The organism is Rothia sp. P5764 (genome assembly GCF_048512965.1).
Lineage (GTDB): Bacteria > Actinomycetota > Actinomycetes > Actinomycetales > Micrococcaceae > Rothia.
This window is the reverse complement of record NZ_JBLXXQ010000006.1, coordinates 49,101-69,509: the sequence shown is the minus strand read 5'-3', so window position 1 is coordinate 69,509 and position 20,409 is coordinate 49,101. Positions and strand designations below refer to the sequence as shown.

The window sequence follows — 20,409 nt, the reverse complement described above, 5'->3', positions numbered from 1 at the left end:
AAATTCAACCTTAAATCTAAGGTTGATTTGCTCTGAAAACAGTAAACATAGTAGGGAATCCATGGATACAACAACTCCCCAGAACTACCTGGCAGTTATTAAGGTCGTCGGTATTGGTGGCGGCGGTGTCAACGCCGTCAACCGCATGATTGAGGTTGGTCTGCGAGGCGTTGAGTTTATCGCCATCAACACCGACGCTCAGGCGCTCCTGATGTCAGATGCCGATGTCAAGCTTGATGTAGGCCGTGAGCTGACTCGCGGTCTTGGTGCAGGCGCTAACCCCGATGTTGGTCGTCAGGCAGCTGAGGATCACGAACAGGAAATCGAAGAGGTCCTCAAGGGTGCCGACATGGTTTTCGTCACCGCTGGTGAAGGCGGTGGCACCGGTACTGGTGGCGCTCCCGTTGTAGCCCGTATTGCTCGCTCTCTTGGTGCCCTGACCATTGGCGTTGTCACCCGCCCCTTTACTTTTGAAGGTCGTCGTCGCTCCAATCAGGCAGAAACCGGTATCGCAGCACTGCGCGATGAGGTTGATACTCTCATTGTCATTCCTAACGACCGCCTGCTGTCTATCTCAGACCGCAACGTTTCTATGCTCGACGCTTTCAAGTCGGCTGACCAGGTTCTGCTCTCGGGTGTACAGGGTATCACCGACCTCATCACCACCCCCGGTCTGATTAACCTTGACTTTGCAGACGTTAAGTCCGTTATGCAAGGTGCCGGTTCGGCACTTATGGGTATCGGCTCGGCATCGGGTGAAGACCGTGCTGTTAAGGCAGCTGAGCTGGCTATTGCCTCCCCGCTACTGGAGGCTTCTATCGACGGTGCGCATGGCGTTCTACTGTCGATTCAGGGTGGTTCTGACCTGGGTCTCTTTGAAATCAACGAAGCCGCACGCCTGGTTCAGGAGGTTGCCCACCCCGATGCAAACATCATTTTCGGTGCCGTTATCGATGATGCCTTGGGCGATGAAGCTCGCGTGACCGTTATTGCTGCAGGTTTTGATTCGGTAAACCCCGAGACCAATTCCAACAACAACAGCGCAGCTAACACCCAGGCCGCTCGCACCCAGCAGAGCTTCGGCAACGCTTCAGCTGCTCCAGTGGCTCCCGGCAATGGCTTTGGTGCTGCACCTGCTCCTAACGCATGGAACGGCAGCGGTGCGGATATCCCCACCAACGCAGGTTTTGACGTTGATCTTCCCCCCGTTGTTGAAGATACTCAGGCAACTCGTCGTGACACCCTCGATGTGCCCGACTTCCTCAAGTAAGCTCCGGTAGCCGGTAGCTTAGTGCAGGACTAAGAGATGTGAGGGTGAAAGCTGGAAACAGCTTTCACCCTCCTTTGCATTTAAAAGATGGTCAGTGAACAAAGGACAGTCATGACTCAAACCTCTGCGCGGTTATTTTCTGAACACCTTGCACACACCTCAGATGGATCGAGGGTCCACATCGGCTTTACAGCGATAGGGGCCGGTAACTTAGGCCTACATGTGGGGGAGAACCTTGAAGAAGTTCTGGAGAATAGGCGGGAGTTGGAAAGTGAACTACTCGGCGGGGCGAGGGAGCAGGGCTTTATCTACCTCAACCAGGTGCACGGTACAGATATCTTCGATGCTGATTCGAGGCCAAGGGTCGAGTCTAAGGGTTCTGAGCCTGACCAGCTCCTGGAGCTGGCTCCGGTGGCGGATGCTGCAAGCTCTAGCCAGGGGGTTCCCTTGGCTATCATGGTTGCTGACTGTATTCCCATAGTTTTTGTCGGTGAAGATAGTCGCAGCGGTAGCCCCATCATTGGTGTAGCCCATGCTGGGCGAAGGGGGCTGCTGGACGGGGTAATTCAGCGTGAGGTTGATGACCTCAAAGCTCGAGGTGCCGTGGGTTTAAGGGCCTGGCTGGGCCCCTCAATCTGCGGAAAATGTTACGAAGTGCCCCAGCAGATGCGTGATGAGTCAGCTAACTTATTGCCCGAGGTGGAGTCTCTGACCAGCTGGGGGACACCTGCTTTGGACTTGCCTGCTGGAGCAGGCGCTATCCTTGTCAAGCTCTTAGGGGAGGGGGCTGTTTCTAGCCAGCTCGGGGCCTGTACCTTTGAAAACCATGACGTTTTCTCGCACCGAGGGCACACCCTAAACGGTGAGCCTGCCGGGCGCATTGCTGGGCTAGTCTGGATTGAGAAGAATTAGAGTTCAAGGAATCGGGAGTATCGAGATGGGATTGGTGTACGGCGCGGAGCGAGCATCTGATCTTGCCGGGAGGTTAGCTAGCGTCCGGGCAACTATTGAGCAGGCCGCCGCACAGGCCGGTGGGGCCAGGGTGAGCTCTGACCCACTTCCTGAGCTGGTAGTGGTCACAAAGTTCTTCCCGGCCTCAGATGTGGCGGCACTCTATGATGTGGGAGTGCGGCGCGTTGGGGAGAACCGGGACCAGGAGGCCGCCGCTAAGGCACAGGAGCTGGCTACCTATACTGGCTCCGCGGATCCGTTGAACTGGTCTTTTATCGGGCAGCTCCAAACCAACAAAGCCAAGTCAGCGGTACAGTATGTTACGGAGGTTCAATCAGTAGACCGAGCACAGCTTGTGACAGCCTTGTCCAAGGCATACGGTAATCGCTTAGCACGGTATGAAGCGGGGGAATGTCAAGCGCCCGCAGGCATGAAGCATGGTGGCCTGCGCTGTCTGATCCAGGTAAGTCTTGAAGAGTCGGGTCTTGTCACTGCTGGGCAGGCTGCCCAGGGGTATCGGGGCGGTGCGGCTCCTGACCATATTGAGTCGCTGGCTGAGCTTATCAGCAACTCGCCGGGGCTGACTCTGGGTGGCTTGATGGCGGTGGCCCCTCTTGGGCAGGACCCCTATGCAGCCTTTGAACGGCTCTACGGCTATGCCCAAAAACTACAGGAGCGACACCCCGAAGCAACTGAGATTTCAGCAGGTATGAGTCAAGATTTGGAGGCGGCTATATACTGGGGGGCAACTATAGTTCGTGTGGGATCGCAAATTATGGGGTCCCGGCCAAGTGCCTAATTTCACCGCGAATAGGAAGGCAATGCTGTGGCTGGCCTGCACGAAATAAGGCGGAGTTTTTGGTACTGTAAAAGGTTGTTGGAACATAGGCAAAAATACCGCAGAGAGCGGTATATGTAGCCGTTCAGAGGGAGGGCATAGATGGCTCGCACACTACATCAGGCCATGGCCTATTTAGGCTTGGGTCAAGTTGAGCACGATGACGACAGGGCCGATCAAGCCCACCGTCACCCCGAAACGGTCTATGAAGAAACCGTTTTTGAGGCTGATGACCGATACGAACAGTATGCCTACGAGTCGGATCGCCCCGCTGAGACTGTCTATGCAGAAACAGCTGAACGTGACGTTCTGCGGGGAATCTCCCCGGAGAATTCGCGGTACCAAAGTGACCGGGCAGGCTATGTTGACTCAAAAAATCCCGAAGATCTTTCCAGCGAAGAGGGGAACTCCTGGGAGCCTCTTCCTATTCAATCCTCCCACTCCGGCCAAACAGCAGTAGCCCTACCCAACCAAGAAAGCAGTGAAGAATTGAGCCGCATTACCACGATTCACCCTCGGTCCTACAACGATGCAAAGATTATTGGGGAGTCTTTCCGCGAAAACATTCCGGTCATCATGAACGTGACCGATATGGGGGATAACGACGCTAAGCGTCTAATCGACTTTTCAGCAGGTCTTGCTTTTGCACTCAACGGCCACATCGAGCGTGTGACTGACAAAGTTTTTCTGCTGACCCCAGCCAACCTTGAGGTTCTGGGCGCTGAAGGTGTTGAGGTACCTGTTGCGCTAGACAGCGACGAAGCCACTCCCTTTAACCAGATTTAGTCAAGAGACCTTACATGGGTTACATTTTTGCTGTCCTAGCAGTCCTGGTCTACCTTCTGATCGTGCTCTTTATGGTGCGGTTAGTCTTTGACTGGGTGCAGATGTTTGCGAGATACTGGCGACCGCGCGGCTTAGCTTTGATTTTGGCATCATTGGTCTACTCAGTAACAGATCCACCCATGAACCTGGCCCGGCGCTACATCAAGCCCCTGAACCTTGGATCATTTTCCCTGGATCTTGGCTTTATGATTCTGTTGATGGCCCTGTTTATTGGTTACCAGCTTCTGATCTCTTTGACAGCAAGCTTTTCTTAAAACCACTAGTCAGACAGCTAGTTGCGTGAAGCTCAATATAAGACCAGAGCAAAGACCTAGAAATGTCCAGCAAAACGGCTACTTTGTAGGCCAGATAAAGGTAATACCCGCTACAAATGTTGCGACTTTTACATTTGCCAGGTAGTTTTATCTTGTAGTAAATAGGGGTCTACCCGAGCTTTCAGCGCTCTGAAAGTTCGAGCTTCGTTAAGTTAGCGCCAAGCAACTTTAAAAAGTTTCACAGCGCTCAAGATGAGCTAGCCTGCTAGCTATCACCTAAAAGCTTGATATCAGCATACGAACCTGCGCACCGGGGACACTACGGGCGAAGCAAAAGATTAGAAAATAGAGGTGAACGACCGTGGCACTTACGCCTGAGGAAGTTATTAATAAGCGCTTTCAGCCGACAAAGTTTAAGGAAGGCTACAACCCAGAAGAGGTTGACGATTTCCTAGACGAGATCGTTATCGAGCTCCGTCGACTGAACGCCGAAAACGCCAGCCTGAAGCGTCAGCTTGAAGAAGCTGAGGCTAAGGTTTCGCTTGCTCCTACCCAGCAGGTAAGTGCACCTCTTGCAGCTGAACCCGAGCCCGTTGTTGAGACTAAAGCAACTCCTGCTCCCGCTGCTGCCCTTGCTGAACCCGCTGCTGCCAGCCCCGCAGAGCACTCTGCATCGCCCAGCAGTGCTACCGGCCTGCTGGCTATGGCTCAGAAGGTACACGACGACTACGTATTTGAGGGCAAGCGTGAACGTGACCGCCTCATCAACGAGGGGCGCGAAGAGGCAACCCAGCTCGTTACTGCAGCTCAGGACAAATCAAACCTTGTACTTGGCAACCTTGAGAAGGCCAAGGGGGAACTTGAGGTATCCGTTGCCAAGCTGCGTTCCTTTGAGAACCAGTACCGCACAACACTGCGTGACTACCTGAGCAAGCAACTTGCCAACCTGGAAGAAACTCCCGCACTTGAACCTAAGTCCGAGGCATCCGTTGCAGCCCAGCCCACCCCTTCGCAAGGTGGCGGGAACAATAACCTCGGCCAGCGCGGAGTCTTTAGCAATAACCAGCAGTAGAAAGGCCTAGCCTTTCACAGACAGGCGGCTACCTCACTTTAGTGAGGTGCCGCCTGTCATGTTTAAAACAATTCGTGCTGTCCTTGGTTATGGTGGGAACACGATAAGCTAAGAAGGCAGTTTCATTCAAGGTGGCAGAGAGGCAGTAGTGGCGCAATCACTCAAAGAAAATACAAGACTGGTTCCCGTTCGAGCAGTCTCTGGTGTAGCTAAAGCTGTTCTTGTCTGGTTTCTGTTTGCTGTGGTGTACGGCGCTGACCAGTGGGTTAAACATATCGTCGAAAGCACCATGCTGCCCGGTGAAAGCATCACTGTGATTGATGGCTTGCTCTGGTGGCGCTTCTACCTAAATTCTGGTGCTGCTTTCTCTATGGGGGAGAACTCCACCTGGATTTTTACGGTGATATCAACGGTGGGAGCTATCGTCACTTCCGTCCTGATTGTGAGGTCCCGTGCTCTTGTCTGGACAATCCTGCTGGCTATCTTAGCGGGGGGCATAGTGGGTAACCTCCACGACCGTCTCTTCCGGGAACCGGGTTTCGGTAGGGGGCATGTCGTCGACTATATTTCAGTGCCCAATTTCGCTATTTTCAATATCGCGGATGCAGCCATCTGCATGTCCATGGCCTGCATCGTTCTTCTAACCTTCTTGGGGTACCGGCTCGATGGACAGCGTGAAATCAGTGCAACCACCGTACAGGGGAAGAAAGAAGAAGCCTAGAATGAGTGAGCTTGTAAACATCGAATGTATTGTCAGTGCTGAACAGGCTGGCCTGCGCCTGGACTCTTTGCTAGCCACACTCAGCGGTTATTCCCGGGCCACAGTGAGTAACTGGCTCAAAAATGGCCAAGTAACTCTCACCGACAGTAAAGGCCGCAGCATCAAAACTAAAGCATCTTCCAAGGTCGCCGCAGGCGCAACAATCACTGTTGCCGGTACGCCCCCTCGTGACCTAACTGAAATTGAACCGGAGCATGTGGAAGGACTGAGCCTGATTTACCAGGATGATGACATCGTGGTGGTTGATAAACCTACCGGTGTTGCTGCCCACCCCTCCATGGGCTGGCACGGCCCCACCGTCCTTGGTGCACTTAAGCACGCAGGTGTTGAGATTGCCACCAGCGGTGCGGCTGAGCGCCAGGGGATTGTGCACCGCCTGGACGTGGGCACCTCCGGCCTTATGGTGGTCACCAAGAATGAGCGTGCCTACTCTGAACTTAAGAAGGCTTTCAAGGAACGGACCGTTACCAAGGTCTATCACACCTTGGTTCAGGGCCTCCCCGATCCGCTCAAAGGCACAATAGATGCGCCTATTGGCCGTCACCCCGGGAGCGAATGGAAATTTGCCGTCAACGAAGATGGAAAACCTGCGGTGACTCACTACGAGGTAGTGGAGGCCTTTGGGCCGGCGTCCTTAGCTGAGGTACACCTGGAGACAGGCCGCACCCACCAGATCCGTGTGCACTTTTCGGCACTGCGCCACCCATGCGCCGGTGACCTCACCTACGGAGCTGACCCCGCTTTGAGCGCCCACCTGGGGCTTACCCGCCAGTGGCTTCACGCTCACCGCCTGGGCTTTACCCACCCCACGAGCGGGGAAAGGGTGGAATTTGAGAGCCCCTACCCGCAAGACCTCGCTTACGCATTGGATGCCCTGCGTCAGGGCAACTTTGGCTCTGACCGCCCCTAACACCGATCCCTCATCCCTCCCTGAGACTCTATCTCGTAAGGAAAAAGCGCTTTGGCTAGCACAGACTTCACCCACCTCCACGTGCATACCGAGTATTCCATGCTCGATGGTGCGGCCCGACTCACCGATCTCTTCGAGCATTCCAAACAACTGGGTATGGGTTCCCTAGCAACAACTGACCACGGTTTCCTCTTCGGTGCTTTCGACTTTTGGAACAAGGCCAACCAGGCCGGGATTAAACCCATCATCGGTGTTGAGGCCTATCTGACTCCCGGCACCGCCCGCCAGGACCGGACCCGCGTCAAATGGGGCGACGAGAACTCCGGTCGTGACGATGTCTCCGGTGGCGGTGCGTATACGCACATGACCATGTGGGCAGAGACCACCGAGGGCATGCACAACATGTTCCGCGCTTCTTCGCTGGCATCGCTTGAAGGACAGCTCTACAAGCCCCGTATGGACCGGGAGCTACTCCAGACCTACGGTAAGGGCCTGATTGCAACCACCGGCTGCCCCTCCGGCGAGATTCAGACCCGTCTGCGCCTTGGCCAGTACAAGGAAGCGATCCAGGCAGCCAGCGACTTTAGGGATATCTTCGGTAAGGAGAACTTCTACTGCGAGATTATGGACCACGGTCTCGATATTGAGAAGAACGTGATGTCCGATCTCATTAAGCTGGCCAAAGAACTCAAGCTGCCTTTGGTTGCCACCAACGACCTGCACTACACCCACGCAGAGGACGCTAAAGCCCATGCCGCTCTGCTCTGTGTGCAGTCCGGCTCGACCCTGCAGGACCCCAAACGATTTAAATTCGACGCCGATAACTTTTACCTTAAATCCCCGGCTGAGATGCGTGAACTTTTCCGTGACTTCCCCGAAGCCTGCGATAACACCATGGAAATCGCAGAACGCTGCCACGTTGAGTTCAACACCAAGGCTAACTACATGCCCAACTTCCCCGTTCCCGAGGGGGAAAACGAGGAGTCCTGGTTCGTCAAAGAGGTAGAGCGAGGCCTGCACTACCGCTTCCCCAAGGGTATCCCCGATGAGGTGCGCAAGCAGGCCGAGTACGAGGTCGGGATTATTACCCAGATGGGCTTCCCCGGCTACTTCCTGGTGGTTGCTGACTTTATTAACTGGGCTAAGTCTCAAGGTATCCGCGTGGGGCCGGGGCGTGGTTCCGGTGCTGGTTCCATGGTGGCTTACGCTATGCGTATTACCGACCTGAATCCGCTGGAACACGATCTGATTTTTGAACGCTTCCTCAACCCCGACCGCGTCTCCATGCCCGACTTCGACGTGGACTTCGATGATCGCCGCCGTTCTGAAGTGATTCACTATGTGACCGAGAAGTACGGCGAAGATAAGGTGGCTATGATTGTCACCTACGGTACTATCAAGGCCAAGCAGGCCCTCAAAGACTCATCCCGTGTGTTGGGCTACCCCTTCTCCACCGGCGAGCGCCTCACCAAGGCCATGCCCGATGATGTGATGGGTAAGAATATTGCGCTTGCCAACGTCTATAACCCCGACGATAAGCGCTATAACGATGCCCAGGAACTGCGTGACCTGATTGAGAACGACCCTGATGCCTCCAAGGTCTTTGAGACCGCTAAGGGTCTTGAGGGGCTTAAACGCCAGTGGGGAGTGCACGCGGCGGGCGTTATTATGTCCAGCCACAACCTGATAGACGTTATCCCGATTATGCGCCGCGAACAGGACGGCCAGGTAATTACCCAGTTTGATTACCCCACCTGCGAGGGCCTGGGGCTCATCAAGATGGACTTCTTGGGTCTGCGTAACCTAACTATCATTTCTGATGCTATCGAGAACATTAAACTCAACCGTGACCTTGATCTTGACCTGGAAACCCTTGAACTTGACGATGTGGAGTCCTACAAGCTGCTGGCTCGTGGCGATACTCTGGGCGTGTTCCAGTTAGATGGTGGCCCTATGCGCCAGCTTCTCAAGCTCATGCAGCCCGATCACTTTGAGCATATTTCGGCGGTTTTGGCGCTGTACCGCCCGGGCCCTATGGGTGCCAACTCGCACACTAACTATGCTCTGCGTAAGAACGGTGTGCAGGAAGTCACCCCTATTCACCCAGAGCTGGAAGAGCCTCTGGCAGAGATTCTTGACACCACCTACGGTCTGATTGTCTACCAGGAACAGGTCATGGCCATTGCCCAGAAGGTGGCTAACTACTCGCTGGGTGAGGCGGATATTCTGCGCCGTGCTATGGGTAAGAAGAAGAAGGAAGAACTGGATAAGCAGTACGCTACCTTCCATCAGGGCATGCTCGATAACGGGTACTCTGAGGGAGCGGTCAAGGCCCTGTGGGACATTCTGCTTCCCTTCTCTGATTATGCCTTTAATAAGGCGCATACTGCGGCTTACGGTTTGGTGTCCTACTGGACTGCCTATTTGAAGGCCCATTATCCGCAGGAATACATGGCGGCTCTGCTGACCAGCGTTGGCGACGATAAGGACAAGCTGGCGGTCTATCTCAATGAGTGCCGACACATGAAGATTACGGTCCTACCGCCGGATGTTAATGAGTCTGCCCTGAACTTCACACCTGTGGGTGATGATATTCGTTTTGGTATGGGCGCAATTCGTAACGTAGGTGCGAACGTAGTTTCGGCCATGGTCCAAGCGCGTGAGGAAAAGGGCCGCTACGAGAACTTTAATGACTTCCTGTCCAAGGTTCCCATGGTGGTTTGCAATAAGCGCACCGTGGACTCCCTGATTAAAGCCGGTGCCTTTGACTCGCTGGGGCATGATCGCCGGCCGCTGTCCATGATTCACGAAGAGGCCATTGACGCTACCGTCTCGGTCAAGCGTCAGGAGGCCGCAGGTCAGTTTGACCTCTTCGGTGGCCTGGGCCTGGACGACGATGACCCGGCCAGCGAGCTGACCGTCCAGATTCCTGATGTTCCCGAGTGGGAGAAACGCGATAAGCTCAACTTTGAGCGCGAAATGCTGGGCCTATACGTTTCTGATCACCCCCTGCGCGGGCTGGAGGATGCACTGGATGCGCTTTCAGATTCAACCGTTCAGGGCTTGCTATCTGAGGATTCTGTAAAGCCGGATGGGGCTATCGTGACCATTGCGGGTATGGTTACCAGTGTTTCCCGGCGTATTGCCAAGAACTCCGGTAACCCCTACGCCCGTCTGGAACTTGAAGACCGTACCGGTTCGATTGAGGTCATGTTCTTTGGCCGTGCCTACGAACCGATTGCCGGTATTTTGGCGGAGGATCTTATCTGCACCATTAAGGGCCGTCTGCAACGCCGTGATGATGGGACAGTTACCTTGAGTGCGCAGGAGCTCCACATCCCTGAGATTTCAGCTGACGGTGCTAGCGGACCGGTTACCATTGTGATTCCTGAGTACAAGGCCACCGAGGAAACCCTGGGGCAGTTGCGCGATATCCTGCGCAACCATAGGGGTGAATCTGAGGTGCGCATTGCGATTAATACCCGCACCAAACGGGTCTTGATGCGGCTGGGGGCCGATGTGCGCGTGAACCCCAACCCTGCGCTCTTCGGGGACCTCAAGGTACTGCTAGGCCCAACTTGCTTGGATGCCTAGGTAAGCCATAACTGCTGTGGTAGCCTTTAGGTAATAGCCCCCCTCCCAAGCCTCTCTTGGATGCTCAAATGGGAGGGGCCTTTTAACAATCTGGAGCAAAAACCCTGAAGCCTAGCCTATCTATCCAAGAACAGCTTGAACTACTCAAAAGTCGTGGCCTGATAATCGAGGATGAGACCACTTGCAGGCAACTGTTGGCAACCGATAGCTACTATCGGTTTTCAGGCTATGCACGCTATTTTCAGGAAGCACCCCATGATGGCAACGATAGCTTCAGCGAAGGAACCTCTTTCGAAACTATCCTAGACATCTATCAAGCCGATGCAGCTATACGTTATCGGCTCAGCAGGCAACTGACTGCGGTAGAACTTATGTTACGAACAAAAGTTGCGAAAGTGATAGCTGAAGAGTACTCGCCATATGGAAACTACCTGGAAGATAGCTTTTATTTGGCTACTTGCGACCGAGTCGTGGAATCTTGTCTAAGGGATATCAGTAGGAGTCGAGAACCCTATATTCTTCGATACAAGGAAGAACAATCTTCCACAGGGGAGATGTATTCAACTCTTCCTATCTGGTCAGCTGTACAAGCTTTTTCTTTTGGAACTTTGTCTAAAATAATCGAGCGAGGTGCAAATGGTAACCTCCATGCGAGGCTTGCATCAGAGATTGGTCTTGCTCAAAGGGGCTTTTCTTCCCGAGTGAAGGCACTGGTCTATCTGCGAAATCGTTGTGCACACCATAGTAGGCTCTGGAATCACTCTGTAATTGATGCTGGTGCTACCCCTAACAACGTGAGGGGTAGGGCAAAACGGCTGGTAGGGCAGTTTGATCCCCGATCTATTGCCGATATCGTCGCATCACTGGATGATATCTACCTGCGTTGCGATCTGGGTAAACCTGTTCTAAATGAGCTTCATCAGGAATTTTGTGGTGTTCCTTCCTTGTGGGCTGGCTATACCCGACCTCTTTCTCCCCGTAATCACCGATAGCTTAAGAGTATTTATTTTTGAGAGAAAACAGGTGTGGTGGGTTTGAAAGCCCAGAAAATCTGGGCATTATCTATCAGCATTTGAAGGGGATTGCGGTAGACAGAAACTTCATAGGGGCTTGCCCGCGTCACAGATGCCTCTATGCTTGACGGGTGGCTTAAAATGGGGGTTGTGAGCACATCAGAGAATACCCAGAATTCAGGGGAAACACCCGCCCCCACCCTGCGCACCATTGACCTGCGCGGGACACCCCACAGCTACGCAGAACTACGGCGCCTTGTTCCCCGCCAGACTAACGAATACCTTGGTAACGCGCTCACCACCGTCCAGGAGATTATCCAGAAGGTTCAGTCAGACGGTGCCGACTACCTGCGCCAGCTTGCCGCCTGCTTTGACGGTGTAGAACAGGGCGCGCTGCGTGTACCCCAGCAAGCTATCGACCGGGCCCTGGAAAACCTGGACCCTGCCGTCCGTAAGGGCCTGGAAGTTGCTATCGAACGCACCCGTGCTTTTGCCGCAGCCCAGTGCCCCGCCGACCAGACCATTGAGGTAGCACCCGGCGCTGTTCTGACCAACCGCTGGACCCCCGTGCGCCGCGCCGGCGTTTACGTCCCGGGTGGGCTGGCTGTCTACCCCTCATCGGTCATCATGAACACCGTCCCGGCCCAGGCCGCAGGAGTGGGGTCCCTTGTGCTCTGCACCCCGCCCCAGAAAGAATTTGACGGCCTACCTCACCCCACTATCCTGGCCGCCGCAGGCTTGCTCGGCATCACCGAGGTCTGGGCGATTGGTGGCGCCGGCGCCCTTGCTGCCATGGCCTACGGTCTAGACGACGCGGGGGACTACCTTGACCCTGTAGACACCATCACCGGCCCCGGCAACATCTTTGTGGCCATGGCTAAGCGTGCGCTCCAAGGCGTTGTTGGGGTAGACGGAGAAGCCGGTACAACTGAAATTGCTGTGATTGCCGACGAAACCGCAAACCCCGAATTCGTAGCAGCTGACCTCATCTCACAGGCAGAACACGACCCCAACGCCGGTTCGGTCCTCATCACCCATTCCCAGGCTCTTGCCAAGGCCGTCCAAGAGGCTATCAACCGCCGTGCGGCAGCCACCAAGCACGCCGAGCGTGTGGCTACGGCACTCTCGGGCCCTCAATCGGGGATCGTACTCACCGATACCCTTGAAGCTTCTATCTCGGTGGCCGATGCCTATGCCGCTGAACACCTGGAGATTCACACCGAGAACGCCGCTGAAGTGGCCGGTCGTATCCGCAATGCTGGTGCCATCTTCATTGGTTCCTACTCACCGGTACCGCTGGGCGACTACGCGGCAGGTTCTAACCATGTGCTACCTACTGGTGGCTCAGCCTCCTTCGCATCCGGCCTGAACACCTCAGTCTTCATGAAGGCCGTACAGCTCATCGACTATAGCTCAGATGCCCTGGCCGAAATTGGCGACGATATCGTTGCCCTAGCTATCGATGAAGATCTACCTGCCCACGGTGAGGCAATTACCGTCCGTACCCAACCGGGAACTAACCGTTAGGAGGCACCACTATGAACTGCCCCTTCTGCCGCAAAGCCGAATCACGTGTGGTTGACTCACGCACCACCGACGACGGCTCAGCAATCCGCCGCCGCCGCCAGTGCAACAATTGCGGTAAACGCTTTACTACCGTAGAAACAACGGCTGTTTCGGTCATTAAGCGCTCAGGTGTGACCGAGCCCTTCAACCGAGAAAAAATTATTTCTGGTGTCCGAAAAGCCTGCCAAGGCAGGCCTGTAGGGGAGGATGACCTGGCTAAGCTAGCTCAAGAGGTCGAAGAGAACATCCGAGCCAAGGGTCTAGCTGAGATTGACGCGCACGAAGTTGGACTATCTATCCTTGAGCCACTCTCAAAGCTCGACACCGTAGCCTACCTCCGTTTTGCCAGCGTTTACCAGGCCTTTGAGAGCCTTGATGATTTTGAGCGCGCTATCGCTAACCTCCGCGAGGCAGACGCAGGAGAATGCCAACAACCCACCCTGCTGTAAACACAGAACGAGGCACACCCGACAATACTCGGTGTGCCTCACTAAATGAATCCATCAAACTATCTCCAAAGCCTTGCCTTATGAGTAGACCCTAACCGATTGCGGTAGGTATTCATCCGATGCAAGCTCAAGGTGCCACTCTTTGCCTTCAGGGTGTGGAGGCAACTTCAGGTCTATTTCACCACCGGTGTTAAAGACCATCAGGATGTTTTCTATCATCACCTGGAAGCATTTAAAGTCTGGGCTGAGCCAGTCATGGTCCTGAGTGGGTACACCATCTGAACGCCACCAGCTAACCTCTTCACCGTGCAGAAAGTCCCGCTGACGCAGCTCAGGGAAACGGCGCCTTAAGCTAGTGAGCTTTCCAACGTATTCAATCAAGGAGCGATCAGCGGATTCCCAATCAATCCAGGTGATCTCGTTGTCCTGGCAGTAGGCGTTGTTATTACCAAACTGTGTATTCCCCAGCTCATCACCGGCAAGCAGCATGGGCACCCCCTGCGAAAGGAATAGGGTAGCAAGCATTGCCCTAATGCGACGCTGACGGGCTGATGCAATATCTGGGTTGTCGGTAGGTCCTTCTACACCGAAGTTGTCACTGTAGTTTTCGCTGTGGCCGTCCTTGTTATTCTCACCGTTTGCTTCGTTATGCTTTTGGGAATAACTGACGATATCGCCTAGGGTGAACCCATCGTGCGCTGATACGAAGTTAATCGATGATGTCGCTGGCCTCCCATAATGGTCAAACTGCCTGGCGCTACCCATGACAGCTGAAGCGAGCTGGCCTACAGCTTCACCGTTTCCTCTCCAAGCCTGACGTACTCCGTCACGGTAAGTATCATTCCACTCACGCCAGGGATGAGGAAAACCTCCGACCTGATAGCCATCTGAACCGGTATCCCAAGGCTCAGCGATCAGCTTGAGCTTCCTGAGCACTGGGTCTTGGGCGATAGCCTGGAAGAAAGCCGCTTGAGAGGAGAACCCAGTCTCATCACGGCCCAGGGTGCTCGCAAGATCAAAACGGAAGCCGTCCACACCGTAGCGCTGAGCAAAATGGCGAAGCGAATCGAGTACGAGCCGCAGTACCTGAGGGTTATGAACCGCCAAGGTGTTGCCGGTGCCGGTGACGTTGGCATAGGACCCATCGGGGTTGCGCATATAGTAACCGGCATCGTTGAGCCCGCGCATCGACAGCACGGAATCCCTCTGATCGCCTTCACCACTGTGATTGAAAACAACATCAAGAATTACTTCAATCCCGTGCTCGTGCAAAGTATGCACTGCCTGCCTGAACTCTGCATCTGCCTCTAGCCCGTTGGGGTGTTTAGAGGCATAACGAGGTTCAAGTGCAGAGAAAGCCACCGGCTGGTAGCCCCAATAATTTACTAGGCCACGTTGAACAAGATATTGGTCGTCAATAAAAGCTTGGACAGGCAGCAACTCAAGGGCGTTAACGCCGATATCGCCCAAGTGCTTGAGCACTGCCGGATCCGCTAAAGCAGCGTAGCTGCCACGAATCTCGGGCCGAATATCGGGGTGCTTAGCCGTGAGACCTTTAACGTGGGCCTCAAGAATCACCAGGTCCTCCCAGGCATGGCCGGGGCGGTTGAGCCTTGGATCCGGTCCTTCAGGCAGAGGATCAGCCAGGATGCACTTGGGCATGACAGCTGCGCTGTCACCCTCGGCATCGACTGCCATCAGAGGGTGCCAGCGCAGGGGAGCATCAAGATGCTGAGCCCACGGGTCAAGCAGAAGTTTATCCGGGTTGAATATGGGGTCGCAGCCGGTAGCCCTCAAGCCGTATCGGTCTGCGGGCTGTAAACCAGCAATATCGCCTACCCAGTACTCACCGTCGCGATGAGTTAGCTCATGCCGGGTTTCAAGCCCCTGCTCATCGAATACACAAAACCATATCTTGCTCGCTCCAGGTGCCCAAATTTCTACCTTCATGCAATGAGATTATCAAACATCTCCGAGTACTTCTGGGCAGAGTGCTCCCAACCAACAGGTTGATCCATGGCAGTTGAGCGCAGCTTTGACCAGGCTTGAGGATCTGCATAGAGGTCTAAAGCGCGACCTAGAGCGAAGCTCAAAGCACCGGCATCAATCCTGCCACCCAGGTAAGCATCACCAAAGGTAAAGCCGGTGGCGGTACCGTCAGCCAGACGCTCGGGAGTAGCATCACTCACAGTATCGCGCAGGCCACCGGTTGCCGCAACAACAGGTACAGTGCCGTAGCGCATACCGTAGAGCTGGGTCAGACCGCTGGGCTCGAAGCGTGAGGGAACCAAGACGATATCCCCACCGGCGTAGAGACGGTGGCTTAAAGCCTCGTCGTAACCGATCCGAATACCCACACGATCCGGGTAACGAGCTGCCAAATCCATCAGGGCACTCTCGTACTCCGCGTCGCCAGAACCCAGAACAACCACCGCGCCCCCCCGATCCAAGAAACTGGGGAGAGCCTCTACCAGCAGGTCAATACCTTTCTGGTAGGTCAAACGGGTAACCACAACAGCCAAGGGCCCGGTAGGCTCCGGCAGATTGAACTCTTTGAGTAGCTTCTGACGGTTAAGGGCCTTGCCCTCCGGCTGAGTAGCGGAATAGGGCTCAACTTCGGGGTCAGTCTCGGGGTTCCATACTGTGGTGTCCACACCGTTGATAATGCCGGAGAGCTCACCGCGGTCACGGCGGGCCGTAACAACACCTTGAAGGCCGAAACCGAAATCTGGGTCGGTGAGCTCCTGCGCATAACTGGGGCTGACAGTGCTCAGATGCGACGCATGAACCATGCCTGCTTTTAAAGTTGAAAGAAGACCATAGTACTCAAGTGAATCAGGTGTGAAATCCCAGGTCGGCAGCCGCATAGCGTCTAGCTGATCAGCACCCACAACACCCTGGAAGGCGATATTGTGTACCGTCATGACCGTGGGGATATTGGCCCCCGCATACTTGAGGTAGGAAGGCACCAGCCCAGCCTGCCAGTCGTGAACATGCACAAGGTCAGGCTTCCAGCTGTCGGTGGTGCCATTCATGGCAATCTGTGCTGCCGCCCAGCTGAGGGCAGCAAAACGGATGTGGTTATCGTGGTGGTCATGCCCGTGCGCCGAGTAGGGGCCACCTTGGCGTGCAAAAAGATGCGGCGCATCGAGCAAGAGCACTTTTAACCCGTCAATCTTGCCTCGCACCACTCTTGCAGGGCCACCGAACAGGTCATCATCATGCCAGACTCGAACCCCCCGCTCGATACGGTCCAATAGCCCAGGGTAGGCCGGAAGGAGTACCCTGGAGGACCAGCCAAGGGGCTCCAGAGCTGCGGGCAGAGCACCCACAACGTCTGCGAGTCCGCCAGTTTTAATCAGCGGTGCGCACTCGGAAGCAACTGAAAGTATACGTTTCACGCGCCCAGCCATACCTACCACTAACCTTCCAGCGCCGCAGCACGGCGCTCAAGCATGGGTTGGGTAATCAAAGTTACCCCGTTCTTGGTGACGCGGAACCACTTGGCGTCTTCTTCAGGATCCTTACCTACAACGAGACCTTCAGGGATGCGCACGTCGCTGTCGATGACACAACGGGATAGGCTAGCGGACTGACCGATGTCTACATGGGGGAGTACCACAGCCTGATCCAGCTCAGCGAAAGAATGAACCCTGACCCCTGTGAAGAGCAGAGAGTTAGATACCTGAGCACCTGAAATCACGCAGTCACCAGAAATCAGGGACTGAACCGCTGTACCCTTGCGGGCACCCTCATTATGAATAAACTTAGCGGGCGGAGTAATCTCACCATAGGTCCAGATAGGCCAGGTGCGATCGTAGAAGTCCAGCGGCGGAATGTGGGCGGTCAAATCCAGGTTAGCCTGCCAGAAGGAGTCCAGGGTACCCACGTCGCGCCAGTAGGGCTCAGTCTCAAGGCCGCTCATGACGCATGAGTCGCTAAACCGGTGCGCGTAAGCCCTTCCGTCTTTTACGATCTGCGGGATAATGTCATGGCCAAAGTCGTGCGTGGAATCGGGGTCATTCGCATCGGCAATCAGGATTTCACGCAGCAAAGCCCAATCGAACACGTATATCCCCATAGACACTAAGGACTCGTCCGGGTTATCCGGTGAACTCGGAGGATTAGCAGGCTTCTCCAAGAAGTCAACGATTCGGCTATTTTCATCAACAGCCATAACACCGAATGCGCTGGCTTCCTCACGCGAGACAGTCAAGCAACCAACGGTGACAGCGGCCTTGTTATCAACATGCTGCTGCAACATAATCTCATAGTCCATCTTGTAGATGTGATCACCTGCAAGAACAACAATGTACTTTACCTGGTAGTCATCAACGATATCGATGTTCTGGTAGATAGCGTCTGCAGTGCCCAAATACCACTGATGCTCAGAGACACGCTGGCTAGCAGGAAGAATATCAAGGTACTCATTACGCTCAGCACGGAAGAAACCCCAGCCGCGCTGCATATGGCGAATCAGTGAATGAGCCTTGTACTGGGTTGCCACAGCCATCTTTCGAATACCTGAGTTGTAGGCATTCGAGAGAGGGAAGTCGATAATTCTCGCCTTTCCTCCGAAATGGACTGCGGGTTTGGCGCGACGGTCAGTGAGCTCTTCAAGACGGCTGCCACGGCCACCAGCTAGCACGAAGGCCATGGCCTGACTTGAGAGGCGGTGGTTGCCGGTCCTTGGGCTGTTGGGAGGGGTGTTGGGAATCATGATTGTTCCTCTGCAAAATAGATAACTGAAAAGGGTGGAAGTTTGACCAGAGCTGATTGAGCTTCGTTGCCCATGGGGACGGGTTCTGTCTCAATAGCACCATCATGGCCACGGTTGCCACCGTGATAGTGGGCCGAGTCGGTATTGAGAACCTCAAGCCAACGTCCAGCTATTGGGAAGGGAACCCTGAAGCCGTCATACTCAGTCGGGCTCATATTCATAACAACCACAATGTGGGGGTCTTGGGGTGCTCCGCGGCGTAGCCAGGCGTAAACCTGTTCATCAAGAGCATCAAGAAGGAGCCATTGGAAACCGTGCGGGTCGCAATCACTGCGATGGAGGGCAGGCTGTTGCCGGTAAAGGCTGTTTAGATCTCGTACCAGTGACTGAACCCCCAGATGGCCTGGGTCCTCTAGGACCTTCCACTCAAGTTCGCTCTGGTAGTTCCACTCGCCGGGTTGGCCAAATTCTTGGCCCATGAAGAGAAGCTTTTTGCCGGGGTAAGCCCACATATAGGCTAAAAAGGCTTTGATATTTCCAAGTTTGGATGCATGATCTCCGGGCATCCGCCCATAGAGCGAACCCTTACCGTGGACAACTTCGTCGTGGCTGATGGGGAGCATAAAGCGCTCGCTGAATACGTAGGTTATGCCAAAGGTCAGCAAATCAGAATGGTCCTTGCGGTAACTGGGGTCTAGCCCAAAGTACCTGAGAGAGTCATTCATCCAGCCGAGGTTCCATTTATAGTCAAACCCGAGTCCACCGTCTTGGGTTTCTCGCGTGACGCCGGGGAAGGTTGTGGACTCTTCCGCAATCATCATTGTGCCTTCGGTGTTTCGACCTACGGCATCGTTTGTTTGGCGTACGAAATCGATAGCTTCGTAGTTTTCTCGTCCACCGTCTTTGTTGGGAACCCACTCACCTGCTTTACGGGAGTAATCGCGGTGAATCATCGACGCCACAGCATCCACTCTTAAACCATCAAGATGGTATTCCTTGAGCCAGTAGATGGCGTTAGAACGCAGATGCCCGGCTACTTCTGGGCGACCATAGTTGTAGATGAAAGTGTTCCAGTCGGGGTGGAAACCCTCTTGGGGGTTTTCGTGTTCGTAGAGGGCTGTGCCATCAAACCGGCCGAGGCCGTGTTCATCGGTGGGGAAATGACCCGGTACCCAATCAGCAATAACTCCGAGTCCCTTTTGGTGGGCCTGATCTACAAAAGCTTGGAAATCTTCAGGTAGCCCGTACCTGTAGGTAGGGGCATACATGCCGATGGGCTGGTAGCCCCAGGAACCATCGAAAGGATGCTCGGTAATGGGTAGTACCTCAATATGGGTGAACCCTAGGTCAGCTACATAGTCGATGAGATCATGCCAGCCTTCCTTCCGCCAGGATCCAAGGTGAACCTCATAGACACTGACTGGTGAATCCTGTGCGTGCAGCTGCGCCCGGCTCTGCAACCACTTTTCGTCCTGCCAGGTGTGCTTGCCGAGCTTTCGTACGATAGAGGCAGTTCCCGGGGGGACCTCGGCCCCGAAGCCGACAGGGTCGGCCTTGAGCGGTAACAGCTCATTGTCGTGGCCTAGAATCTCGTACTTATAGACTTCTCCCTCGCCAAGACCGGGGATAAAGAGTTCCCATACACCGCAAGATCCCAGTGGGCGCATGGGGTGTGTGATGCCGTTCCAGCTGTTAAAGGAACCCACTACGGAGACGCGGTGAGCGTTCGGGGCCCATACCGCAAAATGCAGGCCTGGGATATTCTCATGCTCCAGGGGGTGCGCTCCGAGTACCTTCCACAATTGCTCGTGTCGGCCTTCGCCGATAAGGTACTCGTCCAGTGCACCCAGTACGGGTGCAAAGCGGTACGGGTCCTGACGCTCTTCGATATGGCCACCGGTCCACTCAATGCGTAATCGGTAGTAGGGGAGAGGCTCCCCCACAAAGATTGGCATATCTGCCCACGGGCGGATCAGTTCGTTCTGATCTGTATCGTTGACTGCCCAGACCTTCAGAGCGCCAGGGAAGAGTGCAACTAGCTCTTTGCCATCTTCACTGGGGCCAAGAACCTTGAAAGGATCACGGTTCCTCCCTGTGGTGAGGGCTAGAGCTTCTGCTTCGGTGATCGCCATAAGGCTTCTCCAG

16 protein-coding genes are annotated in these 20,409 nt (G+C 54.8%); 12 read left to right on the top strand and 4 right to left on the bottom strand.

Going from position 1 to position 20,409, the window contains the following annotated elements:
- Positions 1 to 61: 61 nt before the first annotated feature.
- The 12 genes from ftsZ to nrdR all read left to right on the top strand — a co-directional run bounded on the left by ftsZ (position 62) and on the right by nrdR (position 13,544).
- Positions 62 to 1,270, top strand: coding sequence for a cell division protein FtsZ (gene ftsZ / locus ACN08Y_RS09055; RefSeq protein WP_419100060.1), 1,209 nt, complete (start codon positions 62 to 64; stop codon positions 1,268 to 1,270).
- A 111-nt stretch (positions 1,271 to 1,381) separates the two neighbouring features.
- The gene (locus tag ACN08Y_RS09050) at positions 1,382 to 2,182 is read left to right on the top strand and encodes a polyphenol oxidase family protein (RefSeq protein ID WP_419112465.1); all 801 of its coding nucleotides are present in this window, start codon (positions 1,382 to 1,384) and stop codon (positions 2,180 to 2,182) included.
- 25 nt (positions 2,183 to 2,207) lie between these two features.
- Positions 2,208 to 3,020 carry a YggS family pyridoxal phosphate enzyme gene (locus tag ACN08Y_RS09045; protein ID WP_419112464.1) on the top strand — a complete coding sequence of 271 codons (813 nt, stop codon included), beginning with the start codon at positions 2,208 to 2,210 and terminating at the stop codon, positions 3,018 to 3,020.
- 141 nt (positions 3,021 to 3,161) lie between these two features.
- Complete coding sequence (locus tag ACN08Y_RS09040) at positions 3,162 to 3,845, top strand: cell division protein SepF (RefSeq protein WP_419100063.1); 684 nt, start codon at positions 3,162 to 3,164, stop codon at positions 3,843 to 3,845.
- A 14-nt stretch (positions 3,846 to 3,859) separates the two neighbouring features.
- Positions 3,860 to 4,159 carry a YggT family protein gene (locus ACN08Y_RS09035; RefSeq protein WP_419100064.1) on the top strand — a complete coding sequence of 100 codons (300 nt, stop codon included), beginning with the start codon at positions 3,860 to 3,862 and terminating at the stop codon, positions 4,157 to 4,159.
- A gap of 361 nt (positions 4,160 to 4,520) precedes the next feature.
- Complete coding sequence (locus ACN08Y_RS09030) at positions 4,521 to 5,231, top strand: DivIVA domain-containing protein (RefSeq protein WP_419112463.1); 711 nt, start codon at positions 4,521 to 4,523, stop codon at positions 5,229 to 5,231.
- A 148-nt stretch (positions 5,232 to 5,379) separates the two neighbouring features.
- Positions 5,380 to 5,952 (top strand): signal peptidase II, encoded by a 573-nt coding sequence (lspA, locus tag ACN08Y_RS09025; protein WP_419112462.1) that lies wholly within the window; start codon positions 5,380 to 5,382, stop codon positions 5,950 to 5,952.
- A gap of 1 nt (position 5,953) precedes the next feature.
- Entirely contained in the window at positions 5,954 to 6,922 is a 969-nt protein-coding gene (locus tag ACN08Y_RS09020) for an RluA family pseudouridine synthase (protein WP_419112461.1), read from the top strand.
- Between the two features lie 51 nt (positions 6,923 to 6,973).
- Positions 6,974 to 10,516 (top strand): DNA polymerase III subunit alpha, encoded by a 3,543-nt coding sequence (gene dnaE / locus ACN08Y_RS09015; RefSeq protein ID WP_419112460.1) that lies wholly within the window; start codon positions 6,974 to 6,976, stop codon positions 10,514 to 10,516.
- A 194-nt stretch (positions 10,517 to 10,710) separates the two neighbouring features.
- Positions 10,711 to 11,508: an Abi family protein gene (locus tag ACN08Y_RS09010; RefSeq protein ID WP_419112459.1), complete on the top strand. Its 798-nt coding sequence runs from the start codon at positions 10,711 to 10,713 to the stop codon at positions 11,506 to 11,508.
- A 171-nt stretch (positions 11,509 to 11,679) separates the two neighbouring features.
- Complete coding sequence (gene hisD / locus ACN08Y_RS09005) at positions 11,680 to 13,056, top strand: histidinol dehydrogenase (RefSeq protein ID WP_419112458.1); 1,377 nt, start codon at positions 11,680 to 11,682, stop codon at positions 13,054 to 13,056.
- Positions 13,057 to 13,067: 11 nt separating this feature from the next.
- The gene (nrdR, locus tag ACN08Y_RS09000) at positions 13,068 to 13,544 is read left to right on the top strand and encodes a transcriptional regulator NrdR (RefSeq protein WP_419100071.1); all 477 of its coding nucleotides are present in this window, start codon (positions 13,068 to 13,070) and stop codon (positions 13,542 to 13,544) included.
- 78 nt (positions 13,545 to 13,622) lie between these two features.
- Here the strand turns inward: nrdR and glgX are convergent, their stop codons facing one another.
- The 4 genes from glgX to glgB are packed head-to-tail and all read right to left on the bottom strand — an operon-like array spanning position 13,623 to position 20,396.
- Positions 13,623 to 15,494 carry a glycogen debranching protein GlgX gene (gene glgX, locus ACN08Y_RS08995; RefSeq protein ID WP_419112457.1) on the bottom strand — a complete coding sequence of 624 codons (1,872 nt, stop codon included), beginning with the start codon at positions 15,492 to 15,494 and terminating at the stop codon, positions 13,623 to 13,625.
- Positions 15,491 to 16,945 carry a glycogen synthase GlgA gene (gene glgA, locus ACN08Y_RS08990; protein WP_419112456.1) on the bottom strand — a complete coding sequence of 485 codons (1,455 nt, stop codon included), beginning with the start codon at positions 16,943 to 16,945 and terminating at the stop codon, positions 15,491 to 15,493. The genes glgX and glgA overlap by 4 nt, the downstream gene beginning before the upstream one ends.
- Before the next feature lie 20 nt (positions 16,946 to 16,965).
- Complete coding sequence (gene glgC, locus ACN08Y_RS08985) at positions 16,966 to 18,264, bottom strand: glucose-1-phosphate adenylyltransferase (RefSeq protein ID WP_419100074.1); 1,299 nt, start codon at positions 18,262 to 18,264, stop codon at positions 16,966 to 16,968.
- The gene (gene glgB / locus ACN08Y_RS08980; protein ID WP_419112455.1) at positions 18,261 to 20,396 is read right to left on the bottom strand and encodes a 1,4-alpha-glucan branching protein GlgB; all 2,136 of its coding nucleotides are present in this window, start codon (positions 20,394 to 20,396) and stop codon (positions 18,261 to 18,263) included. The genes glgC and glgB overlap by 4 nt, the downstream gene beginning before the upstream one ends.
- Positions 20,397 to 20,409 lie beyond the last annotated feature (13 nt).